We start from the raw sequence: 19,998 nt of genomic DNA on the forward strand, positions 1-19,998 counted from the left end.
GAGCCCGGGGCCGTGCCCCTAGGCGGCCCGCCAGTAGCCGAGGCCGTTCACCCGCTGCTTGGGCAGGCCGAGGTCCTTGCGCAGGTAGGCCGTCAGGGTGCGGGTCGTGGCCGTGTCGCAGGCCAGCCAGACGTAGGCGGCCCCCGGGTCCCCGAGCAGCTCCGGCAGCTCGGCCCGGACCCGGTCGGCCAGCGCCGTACCGTCGCGCGGGACCCGGCGGAGGTCGTGGCGGTCCGCGTCCAGGCGTACCGGCAGCTCCGTGTCGGAGCCGTGCTGGGTCTCGAACCAGATGGTCGCGGGCAGCTCGGGGAAGGAGTCCAGCAGCGAGTTGATCGCCGGGAGGGACGCGGGGTCACCGATGACCAGCAGGCGTTCCGGCTCCGGCGCCGGGGCGGTGAATCCGGTGCCCTGGACGGTGGCCTCGATGGTGTCGCCCGGCCGGGCGCCCCGCGCCCAGGCGCTGGCGACGCCGTCGTGGAGGGCGAACTCGAAGCAGAAGGTGCCGGCTTCGGGATCGGGGTCGACGAGGGTGTACGCCCGCTGGTGCGGCTTGTCCGCGTTCTGGAACCAGACCCGCACCCACATCGTCGGGTGCAGCGATGCGCCGGCCGCGGCCAGCAGTCCGCCGTCGGTGAAGTACACCCGGCGGTAGTGCTCGGTGACGTCTTCCGCCCCGGTCACCGTGAACGTGAAGTCCTTGCCCCGCAGGAGCTTGAGGACCACGCCCTCCCAACCCTTGCCGACCGCCATGTCCGACCCCTCCCCTGACACCTTTATAGTTAGGTCAGCCTAACCTAAATGCACGTCGGGGAAGAGTGTGAGCAGCGTGAGCAGTGTGAGCAGCGAGAGCGACCCGGAGTCCTGCACGGGTGCCCGGGACGACGAGCCCCACGGGCAGACCCCGGAATCCTACGGCGTCTTCCGCGACCCCTGGGGCATCCCCCACCTGCGCGCATCGGACGAACTCGGGCTCGCCCGCGCCCAGGGCCGCGTCACCGCCTTCGACCGCGCCTGGCAGCTGGAGGTCGAACGCCACCGCGCCGAGGGCTCCAGCGCTTCCTTCCTGGGCGCCGACTCCGTCGTCTGGGACCGCTTCGCCCGCCAGAGCCGCCTCGCCGACACCGCCCGCCTCTGCTACGAGGCCATGGAGGCCGACGACCCCGCGACCGCCGCCTGGGTGCGCGCGTACGTGGACGGAGTCAACGAGGGCCTGGCCGCGGGCGCCGCACGCGACGAGCGCTTCGCCCGCACCGGTCTCGCCCCCTCCCCCTGGGAGCCGTGGGTGCCGCTGGCGATCTGGGTCGCCACGCACATCCTGTTCGCCGGGTTCCCGACCAAGCTGTGGCGCGAGCGCGTGGCCCGCGCCCTCGGCGACGAGACGCTCACCCTCTTCGCCACCGACGGCCCCCGCATCGCCGGCAGCAACGGCTGGATGGTGCCGGGCGAGCGCACCACCACCGGTGCGGCGATCATCGCGGGCGACCCGCACCGCTTCATCGAGGACCCGGGCGTCTACCAGCAGATCCGGCTGGCCTGCCCGGACTACGACGTCCTGGGCCTGGCCGTCCCCGGCGTCCCCGGCCTCGCCCACTTCGGGCACACCGGATCCGCCGCCTGGGCCATCACCAACGCGATGTCCGACTACCAGGACCTGTACGTCGAGCGGCTGCGCCGGGGCGACGACGGCGCCGTCGAGGCGCTCGGTCCGGACGGGGTCTGGGAGCCCGTCGCGCGCCACACGGAGACCATCACCGTGGCGGGCGGCGACGACGTCGAGGTGGAGGTCCTGGAGACCGCCCGCGGCCCGGTGATCGTCCGCGCGGACGGCGACCTCGACGCCCACAGCGGTGCCGACACCGACACCGGGGCCGACACCGGGGCCGGCACCGGCACCGACTCCGGGAGCCTCGCCGACGGCAGCACCCAGACCCTCTCCCTGCGCTACCCGCCCCGCGTCCGCCGCGACCTCGGCTTCGCCGCCCTCCCCGCCCTGCTGCGCGCCCGCACCGTGGCCGACATCGACCGCGCCCTCGACGGCTGGGCCGAGCCGGTCAACGTCGTCCACGCCGCCGACACCGAGGGCGGCCTGCTGCACCGCGTCGCGGGTGCCGTGCCGCTGCGCCACGGCGCCAACCGGCTGCGTCCCGTGCCCGCGTGGGAGCCGGAGCACGCCTGGCAGGGCTGGGCGCCGACCCCCGCCGAGCCCGTCCAGGGCTTCGCCGTCATGGCGAACGCGCGCGGCATCGCCTCCCCGCTCGGCGTGGAGTTCGCGCCGCCGCACCGCGCCGACCGCATCCGCGAGCTGCTCAGCGGCTCCGCGGACTGGTCCCCGAAGGCGATGGCCGACGTACACCGGGACACCTACCTGGCCTCGGCCGAGCCCCTGCTCGCCCTGCTCCCCGGCTTCGAGGAGCTGACACCGGCCGCGCGGGAACTGCGCACCCGACTGCTGGCCTGGGACCGGCGCATGGAGGCCGACAGCACCGACGCCACCGCCTTCTCGGCCTTCCGGACCGCGACCGTGCGGCGCCTCGCCGCCGACCCCGTCTTCGCGGACCTGGCCGGGGCACCGGCCGGACCCGCGGTGTTCCACCCGTGGCTGTACCTGGTCCCCAAGATCGGTTACGCACTCGAGGGCCTGCTCACCACGTCCCTCGTGCCGGAGCTGGACCGTGCGGCGCACGTCCGCGCCGCCCTGGAGGAGACGGCCGCGGCGAGCGCCCCCGACACCCCGTGGTCGCAGGTCCACCGGCTGACCCCCTGGCAGGCGGTCCCCGACCCGGACGCCCCCGAGTGGCCCGGCCTCGGCGGCGACCACGACTGCGTGAACGCCACCTCCTCGGTACCCGGCTTCACCGACCTCACCGCCCGCGCGTCGGCCGCCCGTTACGTCTGGGACCTGGCCCGTCGCGAGGACAGCCTCTGGGCGGTCCCGCTGGGCGCGGACGGCGTCACCGGAACCCCCCACCACCGCGACCAGCTCCCCCTGTGGGCGCGCTGCGAACTCGTCCCCGTCGTCACCGACTGGACCCGGCTCACCAAGGAATCGAAATGACCTCCGCCGTCTCCGCCCGGCAGCCCGTCTACACGCACCTCGTCGAGGGCTTCGGCACCGTCACCATCACCCCGGTCGACCCGGCCGCCGACTCCGGCCTGATCCACGGCTGGGTGACGCAGGAGCGGGCCCGCTTCTGGGGCATGGGCGAGGCCAGTCGCGAGCTGGTGCAGGAGATCTACGAGGACGTCGACCGCCGCACCACCCACCACGCCTTCATCGTGGCCCGCGACGGCGTACCGGTCGCGCTGTTCCAGACGTACGAGTGCGCCGAGGACCGGGTCAGCGAGTGCTACGACGCGCTGCCCGGTGACGTCGGCGTCCACCTGCTGATTAGTCCGGGCGAGGGCGACCCGCAGCCCGGCTTCAGCGCGAGCCTGATGGACGCCTTCTTCTCCTTCGTGTTCTCCGACCCGGCCACCCGGCGCGTGGTCGCCGAGCCGGACTCCCGCAACACCAAGGCCATCGCGCGGCTGGAGCGCACCGGTTTCGTGCTCGGCCCCGAGGTCGTGCTCCCGGAGATCGACCTGCCCGAGGTCTACCTCCCGGCCAAGCCGGCCCGCCTCGCGTTCCTCAGCGCACCGCAGGGCCGCTGAGGAAGTCGGTGACCAGCGCCGCCCATTCGGCCGGGCGCTCGGCGAACGGAAGGTGCCCGGTGGGCAGTTCCGCGAACCGGGCGCCCGGCAGGGTGTGCGCGAGTTCCCGCTGGAGGCCGACCGGCACGAGGAGGTCCTGCGTGGTCGCGACCACGAGGGCCGGTACGTCGAGCGCCGCGATCTCGGCCCGCAGGTCCGCCCCGTGGAGCAGGGCGACGTGGTCCGCCTGCCCCGGCGCCAGCGAAAGCGCGGTGTCCCGCAACAGCTGCCGGACCTCCTGCGGCGAGAGGGCGTCGAGGACCGCGGGATTGAGCGCGAGCGGCACCAGCAGCGAGGCGGCCAGCTCCGGCTCGTCTCGGTCGGCGAGGGCCTTCCAGAGGCCGCCGGCCAGTTCGAGCCGGTTGTCGGCGCGGGCGAAGGTGGCGGTGAGCACGAGTGCGGTGACCCTCTCGGGATACCGCGTGGCGATCCGGACGGCGACGTTCCCGCCGAGTGAGTAGCCGAGCACGGCGAAGCGCCGCAGCCCCTCGGCATCGGCGGCGGCCACCAGTTGGTCGGCCAGGTCGTCGAGCCGGAGCGGCTCCTCGGCCCGCGGGGTGGCCCCGGCCCCGGGGTAGTCGGCCCCGACGACGCTGAAGCGGGCGGCCAGCTCGTCGAGGACCGTGCCGAAGTTGGATTCGACGGAGCCGCCTCCGCCGTGGGCGAGCAGCAGGCCGGAGCCTCCGCTCTCCCGGCGGACGGTACGGGCGTACGCGGCAGCGGCGCCGGTGCTGCGGGCGGTGCGGGCGTCGGCTTCGGTGGTGACGGACACGGAGGTACCCCAATTTCCCTAATGATCGCTACAGAAGAGACCGTACCCGATTTACTTAGCGATCGCTACAGAAAGAGGAGGCGGGTACAGATCTCCGGTTTCGATTGCCGTACCGATTCCGGCCACGCCAGACTGACCCCCACTCAACACAGGGCAGCTGGGGGGAAATTGACCAGCCAGAATCTGCACATCGGGCCCGACGCGGCAGCGGACCGCTATCGCCTGCTCAGATCGATCGGGCGCGGCGGGGAGGCCGTGCTGTACCTCGCGGAGATCGAGCTCGCCGGCGGGTCGGAGCCCGTCGTCGTCAAGGTGCTCGACTCCAAGACCACCATCACGCCCGAGGTCTTCGACCGCATCAGCCAGAAGTGGAACGAGCAGGCGGAACTGCTGAGATTCGTCCACCGGCCCGGTGTCGTGGGGGTGCGGGAGCACTTCGAGGGCCCGCCGATCCACCGCCCCGGCGAGTCCTCCACCCTCACCGGGCGGGCGCTCGTCCTCGTCATGAACCACATCGACGGGCTCGACCTGCGGGACTGGCGCGCCGAACGGACGCTCGCCACCGCGGCCGAGCGGCGCGAGGTCATGCGGACCCTGGAGCAGCTGGCCGAGGTACTGGACTGGCTGCACTCGGGGAAGGCCACGCCTTCGGGGCGCCAGGTCGTCCACGGCGACCTCTCCCCCGGCAACGTCATGGTCGACGCGCACGGGCAGGCCACGCTGGTGGACTTCGGCCTCAGCAAGCTGACCGCCGACCACCAGACGGCCGAGGTCTGGTTCACCCCGGGCTACGCGGCCCCCGAGGTGTTCGAGGGCAAGCGGACACCGGGCACCGACCGGTACGCCTTCGGGGCGATCGCGTACTTCCTGCTCAGCGGGGAGTCGCCGCCCGCCTCTCCGCAGCAGCTGGCCCGGGCGATGGCCGAACTGCCGCAGATCGCGGTGCTGGACGCCGAGCAGCGGGCCCGGATCACGGCCCTCTACGCGGAGGAGCCCGCCCGGCGGCCGGTGAACCTGGCCGGATGGATGAAGGACGTACGCCGCGCCGTGGTGTCCACGACCACGTCCACCACCTCGCAGCGGGCCGCCCCGCAGGACTCCCCGCCGAGGCCGGCCGCACCCCCGCCGCCCACGGTTCCCCCGGCGGCCGCGGCCGCGGCGCCGCCCCCGCCCGCGTACAGTCCGACCGCGCCCGCCGGGGCCGCCGCCGCGCACCCGCCCACGGCGCCGCCGACCGCGCCGGATCCGGTGCGGCCCGCACCGCCCGCGACCGAGCCCGCGCCGGGGCAACCCGCGACCGAACCCGCACAGGCACCGGCACCGGCACCGGCACCGCAGCCGGCGCCCTCGGTGCCGGAAGGGTACGGGCCCGCGTACGACCTGTCCCCGGCGCCGCCCGCGCAGCCCGCCGCCCCGAAGAAGAAGCGGCGGACCGGCCTGGTCCTCGGCTCGGCGCTCGCCGTGCTCGTACTCGCGGCGGGCGCGGTCCTCGGTGTGAAGCTCCTCGGCGACAAGGACGAGGGGGACACCGCGGCGAGCGGGAAGCCCGGCGGGGCGAGCGCGCCGCAGGCGCCGGCGACCGCCCCCTCGGCTTCTTCGAGCCCGTCGGCGGACCCTTCGGCGGACGCTTCCGGCTCCGGGGCCTCCCCGACCCCGGAGGGCTCCGCCGGCCCCCACGCCCCGGGGGAGGTCAAGGACAGCAATGTCGCCGACCTGACCGTGCTGTCCTGGGTGGGCGGCGTCGACAACTTCGAGGTCGGCTCGGCGAAGCTGAACACCACGGAGTACGGGGCGGCGCTGCTCGGCAGCTGCTACTACGGCGCGGCGATCGAGTACGACGTCAACAGGGCCTGGTCCACACTGGAGTTCACCGCGGGCATCGACGACGGCTCGACGGTGGAGCAGGCACGGCTGACCATCTCGGTGGACGACAAGCCCGCGGTCTTCTCCGAACTGGTCCACCTGGGCAAGCCCGTCACCAAGTCCCTGGACATCAAGGGCGCCCTGCGGCTGCGCATCAAGGTGGAGGAGGGCTGCAAAGGCCGCGGCAACGCCGTCCTGGCGGCCCCCGTCCTCAAGCGCTGACGGAGCCGGTCCCGTCCGACACCCCGAGGTCGGCCCGCATGGCCGCCCGCATTTCGCGGAGCAGGAGCCAGATCTCCTGCTGGGCCGCCGAGACGCCCGCCATCGTCTCGCCCTCCTCGGGGGCGCCCCGCTCCAGGCGTCTGACCTGGCCGTACACCCGGCTCAGGGCGTGGTTGACGGCGCTCACAGGCACGAGCACGGCGTCCGGGGCGACCATCTGCACCTCGGAGTAGCGGTCGCGCTGGGCGTCCTTCGCCTCGTCGAGCGCCTCCCGGTCCGCGTCCTCGACCTCACGCTCCCGCATGACGTGCAGGTGCCGGTTGAGGGCGGTGGTGAACTGCCGGGCGTCGCGGTTGAGGTCCGCGTAGCAGGTCCGCCGCAGCGTCAGGTAGTCACGGACCTCCTCGTGGCCGCGCAGGAGTTCCATCTCCCGGCGCTTCGCCCGCTCCGCGCCCCGCTGGGTCAGCAGCGCCCCGCCCAGGGTGCCCACCACACCCACGGCCGCGATGACCATCGCCCCGATCTCCACCCGCAACTCCCCCTGTTCCGCGACTGCCTTGACCGTCCAGTGTGCAGGAGACGACCGAGGCCCCGCACCAACGGGTGCGGGGCCTCGGGGAGTTCGGGCCGTCGGGGCCGAAGGGATCAGCCCTCGGAGACGCCCAGGCGCTCCAGGATGAGCTCCTTGACGCGCGCCGCGTCGGCCTGGCCGCGGGTGGTCTTCATGACCGCGCCGACCAGGGCGCCGACCGCGGCGATCTTGCCGCCGCGGATCTTGTCGGCGATGGCCGCGTTGCCCGCGATGGCCTCGTCGACGGCCGCGCCGAGCGCGCCCTCGTCCGAGACGACCTTCAGGCCGCGCTTCTCGACGACCTCGTCGGGGGTGCCCTCGCCGGCGAGGACGCCCTCGATGACCTGACGGGCCAGCTTGTCGTTCAGGTCGCCGGCCGCGACCAGGGCCGCGACCCGGGCCACCTGCGCCGGGGTGATCGGCAGCTCGTCGACGACGACGCCCTGCTCGTTGGCGTTGCGGGCCAGCTCGCCCATCCACCACTTGCGGGCGGCGGCCGAGTCGGCGCCCTCCTCGATGGTGGCGACGATGGAGTCCACCGCGCCCGCGTTGAGGATCGACTGCATGTCGTGCTCGCTGACGCCCCACTCCTCGCGGAGGCGGTTGCGGCGCACGCGCGGCATCTCGGGCAGACCGCCGCGCAGCTCCTCGACCCACTCACGGGCGGGCGCCACGGGCACCAGGTCGGGCTCCGGGAAGTACCGGTAGTCCTCGGCGTTGTCCTTGATGCGGCCGGCCGTGGTGGAGCCGTCCTCCTCGTGGAAGTGCCGGGTCTCCTGCACGATCGAGCCGCCCGACGAGAGGACCGCCGCGTGGCGCTGGATCTCGAAGCGGGCCGCGCGCTCGACGGAGCGCAGGGAGTTGACGTTCTTGGTCTCCGACCGGGTGCCGAACTCGGACTCGGGGGTGGGGCGCAGCGACAGGTTCACGTCGCAGCGCATCTGGCCCTTGTCCATGCGGGCCTCGGAGACGCCGAGCGCCTTGATGACCTCGCGCAGCTCGGCGACGTACGCCTTGGCGACCTCGGGGGCCCGCTCGCCCACGCCCTCGATGGGCTTGGTGACGATCTCGATGAGCGGGATGCCGGCGCGGTTGTAGTCCAGCAGGGAGTGGGACGCGCCGTGGATACGGCCGGTGGCGCCGCCGACGTGCAGCGACTTGCCGGTGTCCTCCTCCATGTGGGCGCGCTCGATCTCCACGCGGAAGATCTCGCCGTCCTCCAGCTGGACGTCCAGGTAGCCGTTGAAGGCGATGGGCTCGTCGTACTGGGAGGTCTGGAAGTTCTTCGGCATGTCCGGATAGAAGTAGTTCTTCCGGGCGAAGCGGCACCACTCGGCGATCTCGCAGTTCAGCGCGAGACCGATCTTGATGGCGGACTCGACGCCGATCGCGTTGACGACCGGGAGGGATCCGGGCAGGCCGAGGCAGGTCGGGCACGTCTGCGAGTTGGGCTCGGCGCCCAGCTCGGTCGAGCAGCCGCAGAACATCTTGGTCCTGGTGCCGAGCTCGACATGGACCTCGAGGCCCATGACGGGGTCGTACGACGCCAGGGCGTCCTCGTACGACAGCAGTTCGGTGAAGGTGGTCACGGTGAAACTTTCCCTCTCAGCCCAGCAGGACGTCGTCGTCGCCCAGGCGCTTGAGTTCGCGGTACAGGATCGCGAGGCCGGTGACGATGGCGGCGGCGGACACGGCGGCGTCGACCAGCTTCAGCACGTCGTGCTCGCTGCGGGCCTTCTTGACCTGCTTGAACACGCTGATCGCGCCGAAGGCGGTGGTGCCGATCGACAGGTAGGTGCCGGTCTTGGACTTCTTGAAGCCCTTGGCCTTGGTCAGTGCACTGGTGCTCACAGGGACGGTGCCTCCTCAAGCAGCGGGTGACCCCAGCGTGCGACGAAGGCCGCCTCCACGGCGGCACCGACCTTGTAGAGCCGGTCGTCCTTCATCGCCGGGGCGATGATCTGGAGCCCGACCGGGAGGCCGTCCTCCGGCGCCAGGCCGCAGGGCAGCGACATGGCGGAGTTGCCGGCCAGGTTGGTCGGGATGGTGCACAGGTCCGCGAGGTACATGGCGAGGGGGTCGTCGGTGCGCTCGCCGATGGCGAAGGCGGTGGTCGGGGTCGTCGGGGAGACGATCACGTCGACCTTCTCGAAGGACTTCTCGAAGTCCTTCGAGATCAGGGTGCGGACCTTCTGGGCGGAGCCGTAGTACGCGTCGTAGTAGCCGGAGCTGAGCGCGTACGTACCGAGGATGATGCGGCGCTTGACCTCGTCGCCGAAGCCGGCTTCGCGGGTGAGGGCCGTGACGTCCTCGGCGGACTTCGTGCCGTCGTCGCCGACGCGCAGGCCGTAGCGCATGGCGTCGAAGCGGGCCAGGTTCGAGGAGCACTCGGACGGCGCGATCAGGTAGTACGCGGCCATCGCGAGGTCGAAGGACGGGCAGTCCAGCTCGACGATCTCGGCGCCGAGCTCCTTGAGGAGCTCCACCGACTCGTTGAAGCGCTGGACGACGCCGGCCTGGTAGCCCTCGCCGGCGAACTGCTTGACGACACCGACGCGCATGCCGGCGACCGAGCCGTTGCGGGCGGCCTCGACGACCGGCGGGACCGGGGCGTCGATGGAGGTGGAGTCGAGCGGGTCGTGCCCGGCGATCACCTCGTGCAGCAGGGCCGCGTCCAGGACCGTACGGGCGCAGGGACCGCCCTGGTCGAGGGAGGAGGAGAAGGCGACCATGCCGTAGCGCGAGACGCCGCCGTACGTGGGCTTCACGCCGACCGTGCCGGTGACGGCGGCGGGCTGGCGGATGGAGCCGCCGGTGTCCGTGCCGATGGCGAGCGGGGCCTGGAAGGCGGCGAGGGCCGCCGCGGAACCGCCGCCGGAGCCGCCGGGGATCCGGGTGAGGTCCCAGGGGTTGCCGGTGGGGCCGTAGGCGCTGTTCTCGGTGGAGGACCCCATGGCGAACTCGTCCATGTTGGTCTTGCCGAGGATGACGACGTCGGCTTCCTTCAGCTTGCGCGTCAGGGTGGCGTCGTAGGGCGGGATCCAGCCTTCGAGGATCTTCGAACCGACGGTGGTCGGGACCCCGACGGTGGTGAAGATGTCCTTGAGGGCGAGGGGCACGCCGGCCAGCGGGCCGAGCTTCTCGCCGGCCGCGCGCTTGGCGTCGACGGCGCGGGCCTGGGCGAGCGCGCCGTCGCGGTCCACGTGCAGGAAGGCGTGGACCTTCTCGTCGGTGGCGTCGATGCGGGCCAGGTGGGCCTCGGTCACCTCGACGGCCGTGAGCTCGCCGGAGGCGATCTTCTCGGCGGTCTCGGCGGCCGTGAGCTTGATGATGTCGACCATGGCTGTTAGTCCTCCCCCAGGATCTGCGGCACCTTGAAACGCTGCTGCTCCTGGGCGGGAGCACCGGAGAGCGCCTGCTCGGGGGTGAGCGACGGACGGACCTCGTCCGCGCGCATGACGTTGGTCAGCGGCAGCGGGTGGGAGGTCGGCGGGACGTCTTGGTCGGCGACCTCGGAGACGCGGGCGACCGCGCCGATGATGTCGTCGAGCTGTCCGGCGAAGTGATCCAGCTCGTTGCTGGACAGCTCAAGGCGCGCCAGCCGTGCGAGGTGGACGACCTCCTCGCGCGTAATGCCAGGCATGCAGCGATCCTCTGGGGGTGGGTGGATGTGTAGTTTCGGGCTCAATCCTATGGGGCCCGGTGCCCGGCCTGCGAAACGGTTTGGCCCGGGCCGCCGCGCGGAGCGTCCCGGGCGCCGCCCGGACCCGCGCCTCAGCCACCCGACGGGCGGGATCAGCCGAATCCGGGCCTCGCCGGCGTTTGAGGCGCGGGAGCCGGGGCGGAGCCCCGGCAGCGGCGCCGCGCCCGGCCGGGCCGGCGGCGGTCAGACCGCGTCGGCCTCCGCGGCGGCCAGTTCGGCCGTGATGTCCGCCGGGCGGCGCCAGCCGCGCTCGCCGCGGGCCAGCAGCCAGGCGGTGGCCTCCTGCGGCGGCATCGCGGCGGCCACCAGCCACCCCTGTACGGCGTCGCAGCCCAGGTCCCGCAGCCGCTCCCAGGTCTCGTCGTCCTCGACGCCCTCCGCGACGACGAGCAGGCCGAGGGAGTGCGCGAGGTCCACGGTGCAGCGGACGATCTCGGCGTCCTGCGTGTCGACGGCGAGCCGGCCCACGAACGAGCGGTCGATCTTCAGCTCGCTGACCGGCAGGCGGCGCAGGTGGACGAGGGAGGAGTAGCCCGTGCCGAAGTCGTCCAGGGACATCTTCACGCCGTGCCCGGTGAGGCCGGCCATGGTGTCCGCCGCCCGCTGGGGGTCCTCCAGCAGGACGTGTTCCGTTATCTCCAGCTGCAGGCCGCTGGCCGGGACGCCGTGGCGGGCCAGCCGCGCGGCCACCGCACCGGCGAATCCGGGCGTGTGGACGTCGCGCGGTGAGACGTTGACGGCGACCGGGACCTTGAGGCCCTGCGCCCGCCAGCGGGCCACCTGGGCCAGGGCGGTCTCCAGCACGTACTCCGTCAGGTGGGGCATCAGCCCGGAGGTCTCGGCGATCGCGATGAACTCGTCCGGGGGGACCCGGCCGCGTTCCGGGTGGACCCACCGCACCAGTGCCTCCAACCCGGCGACCTGGCCGTCGAAGCGGACCTTGGGCTGGTAGTGGAGTTCCACTTCACCGGCGTCGAGGGCCCTGCGGAGGTCGCCGAGGAGACCGAGGCGGTCGGGGGTGTTGCTGTCGCGCTTGGACTCGTACACCTCCACGCCCGTGCGGTCCCGCTTGGCCTGGTACATCGCCACGTCGGCGCGCCGCAGCAGCCCCTCCGCGTCCAGCGCGTGGTCGGGGAAGACGGCGAGGCCGGCGCTGGCCTCCAGGACGAGCGTGAGGCCGTCCAGGTCGAGCGGGGAGCTGAGCTCCGCGACGAGGTGGCGGGCGATGCGCTGGGCGCTGGTGGTGGAGTCGGCGACGGGGAGCAGGACGGCGAACTCGTCACCGCCCAGGCGCGCGGCCTCGGCCTCCTCGGGCAGGGCCTGGCGCAGCCGGTCGGCGATCTGGAGGAGGAGCCGGTCGCCCGCGAGATGGCCCAGGGTGTCGTTGACCGCCCGGAAGCGGTCCAGGTCGATCAGCACGAGGGCGGCGCGGGTGCCCAAACGTTCAGCCTCGTCGAGGGCGGACCAGGCCCGCTCCAGCAGCCACTGCCGGTTGGGCAGCCCGGTCAGCGGGTCCCGCAGCTGCTCCTCGGCGCGCGCCCGGGCGATCCACAGGGTGGAGTCCAGCGCGATCAGCGGTACGGCGAACAGCGGCAGCAGGACCGGCTGGGTGACCGCCACCACGCAGATCAGGGGTGCGATGCCGAGCAGCGCGACCGCCACTAAGGCCTGGCGGAGCAGGGCGGTCCGGGCGACGGTGGGCAGCCCGCCGCCGCGCGGGGCCAGCGCGATCCACAGCAGGAGCCGGGTGGAGAGCAGGTAGGCGACGGCGACGAGGACGATCTCGGGTACGGCGTCCAGCCCCCAGGTGGCGGGCGGCCAGGGGGTTTCGACGGTGGGCGTCTCGCCGAAGGCGGCGAGCACGAGGGCGCCGGCCCCGATCCCGAGGATGTCGACGGAGCCGTGCAGCAGGCCCTGGCGCCAGCGGTGCCGGCGGGCGGCCCCGACCAGGGAGACCACCGCCAGTGAGACGAGCCCGGCGGGCACCCAGCCGTAGAGGATGAGCACGCCGAGGGTGAGTGCGGCGCCCGATCCGGTGCCGCCCCACCAGCGGTCCCGGCCGAGGGCGACGAGGTGGCCGACGATGATGCCGGTGAGGAGGGCCAGCGCCCAGCCGACCGGCCCCCCGGGGAACAGCGCATGACGGCCGCTCAGGGCCGACACGACACCGGTGGTGAGCACCACGACCGCGAGACCCACGACGAGGAAGGGCAGCATGCCGCGCCGGCCCTGCCCGCCCTCACCGGTGTCGACCGGTCGGGCCTCCGGCGCCCTGGCGCGCAGGACGCCGAGCCTGCCCGCCCGCATGGACGGGATGTCCCCGCCGAATTCAGGTGACGGGTCGGCGCTTTCGGTGGGTTTCATGCCCGTACCTCTCACAGCCGGCGATGCCGATGTCACGCGATGGCCCCGATGCCGTGCCACCACGGCCGGAATCGCATCCCGCAGCCGTGCACGACAGGCGCACCCCTCAACAGTAGGACGCGGGAGGCTCCCAGGGGCAGCGGTCGGCAGTGGTTGCCCGAATGCGACCCAGCCATCCTCATCAGTACGGTATCCGCCGAACGGGTGAGTTTGGACCGGGGCCCCCAGTCACCCCTCCGATGATCCGACAGGTCACCGCCCTGCGACCAGCCTTGTACCGGCCGTTTACCACCGTCGGCCGCGCCTGGCGTGCGCCCGCCCGTACGGCCGCACGCCACGCATCCGTTCGCCTTCGCTACTCCCCCTCGGGGATTGCCCTGCCGGTACTACTCCGCTTCGGGCGCGCCGTCCACCGGGAGCGCGGCTTCGCGCGCCGCGTCCGGGCCCTGCTCCAGCAGCACGGCGAAGCCGGCGTCGTCGAGGACGGGCAGCTTCAACTGGACGGCCTTGTCGTACTTGGAGCCGGGGTTGTCGCCGACCACGACGAAGGAGGTCTTCTTCGACACGGATCCGGTCACCTTGGCGCCGCGGCTCTGCAGGGCCTCCTTGGCGCCGTCCCGCGTGTGGCTCTGCAAAGTGCCGGTGACGACCACGGTCAGTCCCTCCAGAGGTCGCGGCCCCTCCTCCTCGGCGGAACCTTCCTCCTCCATCCGGACCCCGGCCGCCCGCCACTTGCGCAGGATCTCCTGGTGCCAGTCGACCGCGAACCACTCCTTGAGGGAGGCGGCGATGATGGCGCCGACGCCGTCGGTGGCGGTCAGCCGTTCCTCGGTCGCCGCCTCGATGGCCGCGATGGACCGGAACTCGCGGGCGAGCGCCTCGGCCGCGACCGGTCCGACGTGGCGGATGGACAGGCCGTTGATGATGCGGGCGAGCGGGCGTTCCTTGGCGGCTGCGATGTTCTCCAGCATCGCCAGGGCGTTCTTCTTCGGCTCGCCCTTCTGGTTGGCGAAGACCGTGACGATCTTCTCCTCGCCGGTCTTGGGGTCCCGCTTGGGCAGACCGCTGTCCGGGTCGAGGACGTACGCCTTGATGGGCAGCAGCTGCTCGATGGTCAGGTCGAAGAGGTCGCCCTCGTCCAGCAGCGGGGATTGCGCCGGCTCCAGCGGGCCGGTCAGCGCGGCCGCCGCGACGATGCCGAAGTTCTCGATGTCCAGGGACTGCCGGCCGGCCAGGTAGTAGATCCGCTCGCGCAACTGGGCCGGGCAGGTCTGGCCGTTGGGGCACCGGACGTCGATGTCGCCTTCCTTCATGGGCCGCAGCGCCGTCCCGCAGGCGGGGCACTCGGCCGGCATCTCGAACTCCCGCTCGGTGCCGTCGCGCAGGTCGACCACCGGGCCGAGGATCTCGGGGATGACGTCGCCCGCCTTGCGCAGGACCACGGTGTCCCCGATGAGCACGCCCTTGGCCTTGACGACCTCCTGGTTGTGCAGGGTCGCGAACTCGACCTCCGAGCCCGCCACCGTCACCGGCTCCACCTGCGCGTACGGGGTCACGCGCCCGGTGCGGCCCACGCCGACCTTGATGTCGATCAGCTTGGTGTTGACCTCTTCGGGGGCGTACTTCCAGGCGATGGCCCAGCGCGGGGCGCGGGCGGTGGAGCCGAGGCGTCCCTGGAGGGCGATCTCGTCGAGCTTGACGACCACGCCGTCGATCTCGTGCTCCACCGAGTGCCGGTTCTCGCCGAACTCCGCGATGAAGGCCCGGACCTCGGCGAGCGAGGAGACCACCTTGTTGTGCCGGGCGGTGGGCAGGCCCCACTCCCGCAGCAGCTCGTAGGCCTGCGACTGGTACTCGATCTCGAAGCCCTCGCGGGCGCCGATGCCGTGCACGACCATGTGCAGCGGCCGGCTCGCCGTGACCTTCGGGTCCTTCTGGCGCAGCGAACCGGCAGCGGCGTTGCGCGGGTTGGCGAAGGGCTTGCCCTCGGCCTCGACGAGTCTCGCGTTGAGCTCCTCGAACTTCTCCATCGGGAAGTAGACCTCGCCGCGGATCTCGACGAGCGCCGGGATCCGCTCCCCGGACAGACGGTCGGGGATGTCGGCGATGGTGCGGACGTTGGGCGTGATGTCCTCGCCGGTGCGGCCGTCGCCGCGGGTGGCCGCACGGGTCAGGCGGCCGTTCTCGTAGGTGAGGTTGACGGCGAGGCCGTCCACCTTCAGCTCGCAGAGGTAGTGGTAGTCGGAGGTGTTCACGTCCCGGGCGACGCGCTCGGCCCAGGCCGCCAGCTCCTCGTCGTCGAAGGCGTTGTCGAGGGAGAGCATCCGCTCCCGGTGCTCGACGGAGGCGAAGTCCGTCTCGTACGCCCCGGCCACCTTCTGGGTGGGCGAGTCGGGCGTGCGCAGCTCGGGGTACTGCTCCTCCAGCGCCTCCAGCGAACGCAGCAGCCGGTCGAACTCGGCGTCGCTGACGACCGGCTGGTCGTTCACGTAGTACCGGAAGCGGTGCTCCTCGACCTGCTCGGCCAGCAGCTGGTGCTGTTCACGCACCGCCGCCGGTACTGCCGTGTCCTGCTGTTCGGCTGCCATGCCGTGTCCTCCCGTGGCCCGTCCCGACCGTCACTCAGGGTTGTCGGCGAGCGACCTCGCCGCCCTGACGCAATGCGCCTGCGCCGCGCGGGCGTAGGCGGGCGAGGCGCCCGCCAGGCCGCACGAGGGGGTGACCACGACGGACTCCGAAAGGGTCCCCGGGGCCAGCCCCAGCCTGCGCCACAGCTTCCTGACACCCATGACGCTACCGCCCGGGTCCGACAACGGGCCGTCGGTGCCCGGCACCACTCCGGCGAACAGCTTCGTGCCGCCCTCGACGGCCTCCCCGATGGCGTCGTCCTCGCGCTCCGTGAGCAGGGAGAAATCGAACGAGACGCCCGTGGCGCCCGCCCGCCGCAGCAGCCCGAAGGGGACCTCGGGCGCGCAGGAGTGGACGATCACCTCGCCGTCGTGGACGGCGAACACCTCGCGCAGGGTGCCCTCGACGACCTGCCGGTCCACGGCGCGGTAGGTGCGGTAGCCGCTCGCGGAGCGGACCCGGCCCAGCAGCACGGCCGTCAGGGACGGCTCGTCGAGCTGGAGCACGACGTCGGCGCCGGGGATCCGCTTGCGTACGTCGGCCACGTGCTCGCGCAGGCCCTCGGCGAGCGATCCGGCCAGGTCCCGGCAGGCGCCGGCGTCCTGCAGCATCGCCTCGCCTCCGTGCAGTTCCAGGGCGGCGGCCAGCGTCCACGGCCCGACCGCCTGGATCTTCAGCCTGCCGGTGTAGCCCTGGGTGAACTCCTCCAGGGCGTCCAGGTCCTCGCCCAGCCAGGAGCGGGCCCGGCGGGTGTCGCGCCCGGGCCGGTCGCTGATCCGCCAGCCGCTGGGCTCCACGTGCCCGTACATGTCGACGAGCAGCCCGATCGAGCGGCCGATCATGTCGGCGCCGGGGCCGCGGGACGGCAGTTCGGGCAGGTAGGGGAAGTCCTCGAAGGACCCGGTCGCGGTCTTGGCTGCCTCGCGGGCGTCGCCGCCGGGCAGCGAGCCGACGCCGGTCGCGCCTGCGCTCATCGGCCCGGCCTGACGGACAGGTCGTTGACCTCGGCGTCGCGGGGCAGGTCGACGGCCATGACGATGGTGGTGGCCACCGACTCGGGGTCGATCCAGGCGGCGGGGTCGTACTCCTTGCCCTCCTGGGAGTGCACCTTGGCCTGCATGGGGCTGGCGGTGCGGCCCGGGTAGACGGAGGTGACGCGGACCCCGTTGGCCCGCTCCTCGGCGCGCAGCGAGTCGGCGAGGGCCTTCAGGCCGTGCTTGGAGGCGGCGTACGCGCTCCAGTCGGCGTGGGCGTTGAGGCCGGCGCCGGAGTTCACGAAGACGACGGTGGCCTTGGAGGCGCGCAGGGTGGGCAGCAGCAGCCGGGTCACCTCGGCGGGGGCGATCAGGTTCACGTTGAGCTGCTGGTGCCAGGTCTTGGGCCGCAGCTCGCCCACCGGTCCGAGGTCCACGATGCCGGCGACGTGCAGGAGCGAGTCGATGCGCTCGGGGATCGCCTGCTTGGAGAAGGCCCAGGAGAGCCGGTCGGGATCGGCGAGGTCGCCCACGAGGACCCGGGAGCCGGGGTAGCGCTCGACGAGCTGCTTGCCGCGGGCGGCGTCGCGGGCCAGGAGGACGAGGTCGTCGCCGCGGGCGTGCAGCCGGGCCGCGACGGCGGCGCCGATGCCGGAACCGGCACCGGTGATCAGGTGAGTAGCCATACCGCCCATGCTCGCAGGTCCGGGGCGGCAGGGAGGGGGAAGCCCCGGGCTCCCGCCCCCGGCCCGCAGCCGGAGCCGGGGCCGCGGGTGGGCGGGGCCCGGAGGCCGGTGTCAGGCGCCGACGGCTTGCGCGTGGGCCCGCTCCACGGTGGCGCGGGCGGCGGCCGCCTGCTCCGCCGTGACGGCGGGGCCGAAGCCCCGGCCGATCGTGGCGTGCGGGAGCGCGGCGACGAGCCGTTCCCGTACGTCGCCCCGCGGGCCGGCCCACCGCTCCAGCGCCTGCGCCCGTACGTCGGCCAGCGCGGCGGCACGGTCCGGCGCGGGCGGGGCGAAGCGGCCGCCGGAGGCCCGTCGGTGCTCCGCCCAGCGGTCCTCCCAGAACTCCACCGTCCAGCCGGGCCACCGCTGCCCGACGGTGCCGGCACGGGCCCGGGCCGTGTTCAGCCACCAGCCGACCCGGCGCCGCGCCGGGTCGACGTGGATCCCGGCGTCCGCCCGCAGCAGGTGCCGGCCGTGGTCGGGGGCGTCCCGGAGCCGGTCCAGCAGGGCGGGGCCCTCCTCGACCGGGTGGTCGTTGATGTCGGCGAGGACGTGACAGCGATCCGTGCCCACGGTGACCACGGCGACCAGCGGATCGGGGTCGGCCAGTTCCTCGTCGTCCGGCTCCAGCGCCGGGCCCGGGTACACGTCGGCGTCGGGCTCCTGCGGGCCGAGGCCGAGGTGGGCGCGCAGCCCGCTCTGGCCGTCGTAGAGCCAGCGCACCTCCCAGTCGGGCCAGGCGAGCCGCAGCAGCTCCAGGCCGGCGGCCCGGGTGCGCAGGGAGGCGGCGGGCCCCTCCCATGCGAAGACCAGCAGGAGCCTGCGGACGGGGTCGGCGAGGACGCCCGCCTCGACCATGTCGTCCGGGTACCAGCCGTCCTCGGGCGCGTGGGCGCGCAGGTACGGGATCACCACCTCGGGCCCGGCCAGCAGGTCGAGGTCCAGGGCCACCGCGCCGAAGGAGGAGCGGTGGCGGCTGTACCCCTCCGGGCCCGCGAGCACGAAGGTGGCCCGGTTGCCCATCAGAGGCCGGCTTGGGCGCGCAGGCCGGCGGCCGTCTGTGCGGCGTCGTATCCGGCCGGGACGCCCTCGACGAGGATGACCTCGCCGGGGATGTGCTTCGTGCGCAGCGGGAGGATGGCCCGGTAGGCGTCGGAGGCGTACCAAGCGCGGGCCCGCTCGATGTCGGGGAAGCCGATGACGACGACGGTGCCGGGGAAGGGCCCTTCGAGGACCTCGACCTCCTTGCCGTGCACGAGGAAGCTGCCGCCGAAGGGGTCCAGGGTCGACTGCATGGTCTCGATGTAGGTGAGGATGTCCTCGTTCATCGTCTCGGGGCGTATGTGGGCGATGGCGTAGGCGGTCATGGTCTTCTCCCCTGTCGACCGGGCCCGCCGGTGCGGGCCGTTGATCCGATCTTGTCAGCGGGCGGCCGCGGTGGCGATTACTTTCGAGGTCATGCCGGGGCGGCGGGCTGGAAGGTGCGGCGGTAGGCGATCGGGGAGACGCCGAGGGACGCGCGCATGTGCTGGCGCAGGGAGTTGGCGGAGCCGAAGCCGGAGCGGTGGGCGACGAGGTCGACCGGGAGGTCGCTGGATTCGAGCAGGTGCCGGGCCGTCTCCAGGCGTTGGGCGGTGAGCCACTGCACGGGGGTCATGCCGACCTCGTCGCGGAAGCGGCGGGTAAAGGTGCGCAGGCTCATGCGGGCGTGGGCGGCGAGTTCGGCGAGGCTGACCGGTTCGGCGAGGCGTTCCAGGGCCCAGGCGCGGGTGGCGGTGGTGGTGGCGACGGTGGGCTCGGGGACGGGCCGGTCGATGAACTGGGCCTGCCCGCCGTCGCGCCAGGGCGGTACGACGCACATGCGGGCGGCGCGGTTGGTGACGGCGACGCCGTGGTCGCGGCGGATCAGGTGCAGGCACAGGTCGACTCCGGCGGAGACCCCCGCCGAGGTCAGGACGTCGCCGTCGTCGACGAACAGGACGTCCTCGTCGATGCGGACCCGGGGGTAGGCGCGGCGGAACTCCTCGGCGAGGTTCCAGTGCGTGGTCGCGGGGCGGTCGTCGAGGAGTCCGGCGGCGGCGAGCACGTAGGAGCCGGAGCAGATGGACACCAGCCGGGTGCCGGGGCGGATGCCCGCGATGGCCGCGGCGACGGCGGGCGGCAGCGGACCGCCGCGGGCGAGCTCGGGCATGGCGTGGGTGGGCGGGACGATCACGGTGTCGGCGGCGGCGAGGGCCTCGGGGCCGGCGGCGGGCTGGAGGGCGAATCCGGAGTCGCTGGGCACGGGGGCGCCGTCGGCGGTGCAGACGACGACCTCGTAGAGGGCCTCGCCGTCGTCGTCGACGGCGCTGCCGAAGACCCGCGAGGGGATGCCCAGCTCGAAGGGCGGGAAGCCCGGCAGGGCCAGCACCGCGACCAGGTGCCGGCCGTCCGCGCCGCTCCCGCGGCGGGTCGTGTCCTCGATGTGCTCCTGCGTCTCACCCATG

At 73.2% G+C, this 19,998-nt stretch carries 17 protein-coding genes; 3 read left to right on the forward strand and 14 right to left on the reverse strand.

Annotated elements, in window-relative coordinates; all coding sequences use genetic code 11:
* Positions 1 to 18: 18 nt before the first annotated feature.
* Positions 19 to 750: a siderophore-interacting protein gene (locus AB0O53_RS19125; RefSeq protein WP_350987793.1), complete on the reverse strand. Its 732-nt coding sequence runs from the start codon at positions 748 to 750 to the stop codon at positions 19 to 21.
* Between the two features lie 187 nt (positions 751 to 937).
* Here AB0O53_RS19125 and AB0O53_RS19130 point away from each other — a divergent pair, with 187 nt between their 5' ends.
* Together AB0O53_RS19130 and AB0O53_RS19135 are read left to right on the forward strand one after the other, a co-directional pair.
* On the forward strand, positions 938 to 3,055 hold the full coding sequence (locus tag AB0O53_RS19130) for a penicillin acylase family protein (RefSeq protein ID WP_350988388.1): 2,118 nt from the start codon (positions 938 to 940) through the stop codon (positions 3,053 to 3,055).
* Positions 3,052 to 3,651: a GNAT family N-acetyltransferase gene (locus tag AB0O53_RS19135; protein ID WP_350987794.1), complete on the forward strand. Its 600-nt coding sequence runs from the start codon at positions 3,052 to 3,054 to the stop codon at positions 3,649 to 3,651. The genes AB0O53_RS19130 and AB0O53_RS19135 overlap by 4 nt, the downstream gene beginning before the upstream one ends.
* Here the strand turns inward: AB0O53_RS19135 and AB0O53_RS19140 are convergent.
* Entirely contained in the window at positions 3,629 to 4,462 is an 834-nt protein-coding gene (locus AB0O53_RS19140) for an alpha/beta fold hydrolase (RefSeq protein WP_365196915.1), read from the reverse strand. The genes AB0O53_RS19135 and AB0O53_RS19140 overlap by 23 nt on opposite strands.
* A gap of 168 nt (positions 4,463 to 4,630) precedes the next feature.
* Between AB0O53_RS19140 and AB0O53_RS19145 the strand changes: the two genes are divergently transcribed.
* On the forward strand, positions 4,631 to 6,547 hold the full coding sequence (locus tag AB0O53_RS19145) for a protein kinase domain-containing protein (RefSeq protein ID WP_365196918.1): 1,917 nt from the start codon (positions 4,631 to 4,633) through the stop codon (positions 6,545 to 6,547).
* Here AB0O53_RS19145 and AB0O53_RS19150 read toward each other — a convergent pair.
* The 12 genes from AB0O53_RS19150 to AB0O53_RS19205 all read right to left on the reverse strand — a co-directional run bounded on the left by AB0O53_RS19150 (position 6,537) and on the right by AB0O53_RS19205 (position 19,997).
* A complete protein-coding gene (locus tag AB0O53_RS19150) occupies positions 6,537 to 7,076 on the reverse strand; it encodes a hypothetical protein (RefSeq protein ID WP_350987797.1) in 540 nt (179 codons plus the stop codon). The genes AB0O53_RS19145 and AB0O53_RS19150 overlap by 11 nt on opposite strands.
* A gap of 116 nt (positions 7,077 to 7,192) precedes the next feature.
* The gene (gatB, locus tag AB0O53_RS19155; protein ID WP_365196921.1) at positions 7,193 to 8,707 is read right to left on the reverse strand and encodes an Asp-tRNA(Asn)/Glu-tRNA(Gln) amidotransferase subunit GatB; all 1,515 of its coding nucleotides are present in this window, start codon (positions 8,705 to 8,707) and stop codon (positions 7,193 to 7,195) included.
* Between the two features lie 16 nt (positions 8,708 to 8,723).
* Complete coding sequence (locus tag AB0O53_RS19160) at positions 8,724 to 8,969, reverse strand: hypothetical protein (RefSeq protein ID WP_350987799.1); 246 nt, start codon at positions 8,967 to 8,969, stop codon at positions 8,724 to 8,726.
* Positions 8,966 to 10,459, reverse strand: coding sequence for an Asp-tRNA(Asn)/Glu-tRNA(Gln) amidotransferase subunit GatA (gene gatA / locus AB0O53_RS19165; RefSeq protein ID WP_359124462.1), 1,494 nt, complete (start codon positions 10,457 to 10,459; stop codon positions 8,966 to 8,968). Before gatA ends, AB0O53_RS19160 begins: the two co-directional genes overlap by 4 nt.
* 5 nt (positions 10,460 to 10,464) lie before the next feature.
* Positions 10,465 to 10,761, reverse strand: coding sequence for an Asp-tRNA(Asn)/Glu-tRNA(Gln) amidotransferase subunit GatC (gatC, locus tag AB0O53_RS19170; protein ID WP_030030671.1), 297 nt, complete (start codon positions 10,759 to 10,761; stop codon positions 10,465 to 10,467).
* A gap of 243 nt (positions 10,762 to 11,004) precedes the next feature.
* Positions 11,005 to 13,185, reverse strand: coding sequence for a putative bifunctional diguanylate cyclase/phosphodiesterase (locus AB0O53_RS19175; protein WP_403140047.1), 2,181 nt, complete (start codon positions 13,183 to 13,185; stop codon positions 11,005 to 11,007).
* Positions 13,186 to 13,571: 386 nt separating this feature from the next.
* Positions 13,572 to 15,773, reverse strand: a complete 2,202-nt coding sequence (gene ligA / locus AB0O53_RS19180; RefSeq protein WP_365196924.1) for an NAD-dependent DNA ligase LigA — start codon at positions 15,771 to 15,773, stop codon at positions 13,572 to 13,574.
* Positions 15,774 to 15,803: 30 nt separating this feature from the next.
* Positions 15,804 to 16,787 (reverse strand): methionine synthase, encoded by a 984-nt coding sequence (locus AB0O53_RS19185; RefSeq protein WP_350987802.1) that lies wholly within the window; start codon positions 16,785 to 16,787, stop codon positions 15,804 to 15,806.
* The gene (locus AB0O53_RS19190; protein WP_350987803.1) at positions 16,784 to 17,473 is read right to left on the reverse strand and encodes an SDR family oxidoreductase; all 690 of its coding nucleotides are present in this window, start codon (positions 17,471 to 17,473) and stop codon (positions 16,784 to 16,786) included. Before AB0O53_RS19190 ends, AB0O53_RS19185 begins: the two co-directional genes overlap by 4 nt.
* Before the next feature lie 111 nt (positions 17,474 to 17,584).
* On the reverse strand, positions 17,585 to 18,535 hold the full coding sequence (locus tag AB0O53_RS19195; RefSeq protein WP_365196927.1) for a hypothetical protein: 951 nt from the start codon (positions 18,533 to 18,535) through the stop codon (positions 17,585 to 17,587).
* Positions 18,535 to 18,879 carry a DUF1330 domain-containing protein gene (locus AB0O53_RS19200; protein WP_350987805.1) on the reverse strand — a complete coding sequence of 115 codons (345 nt, stop codon included), beginning with the start codon at positions 18,877 to 18,879 and terminating at the stop codon, positions 18,535 to 18,537. The genes AB0O53_RS19195 and AB0O53_RS19200 overlap by 1 nt, the downstream gene beginning before the upstream one ends.
* 89 nt (positions 18,880 to 18,968) lie before the next feature.
* Positions 18,969 to 19,997 carry a GlxA family transcriptional regulator gene (locus AB0O53_RS19205; RefSeq protein ID WP_350987806.1) on the reverse strand — a complete coding sequence of 343 codons (1,029 nt, stop codon included), beginning with the start codon at positions 19,995 to 19,997 and terminating at the stop codon, positions 18,969 to 18,971.
* Position 19,998: the final 1 nt, after the last annotated feature.

This window comes from Streptomyces erythrochromogenes, assembly GCF_040684695.1.
Taxonomy (GTDB): domain Bacteria; phylum Actinomycetota; class Actinomycetes; order Streptomycetales; family Streptomycetaceae; genus Streptomyces; species Streptomyces erythrochromogenes_C.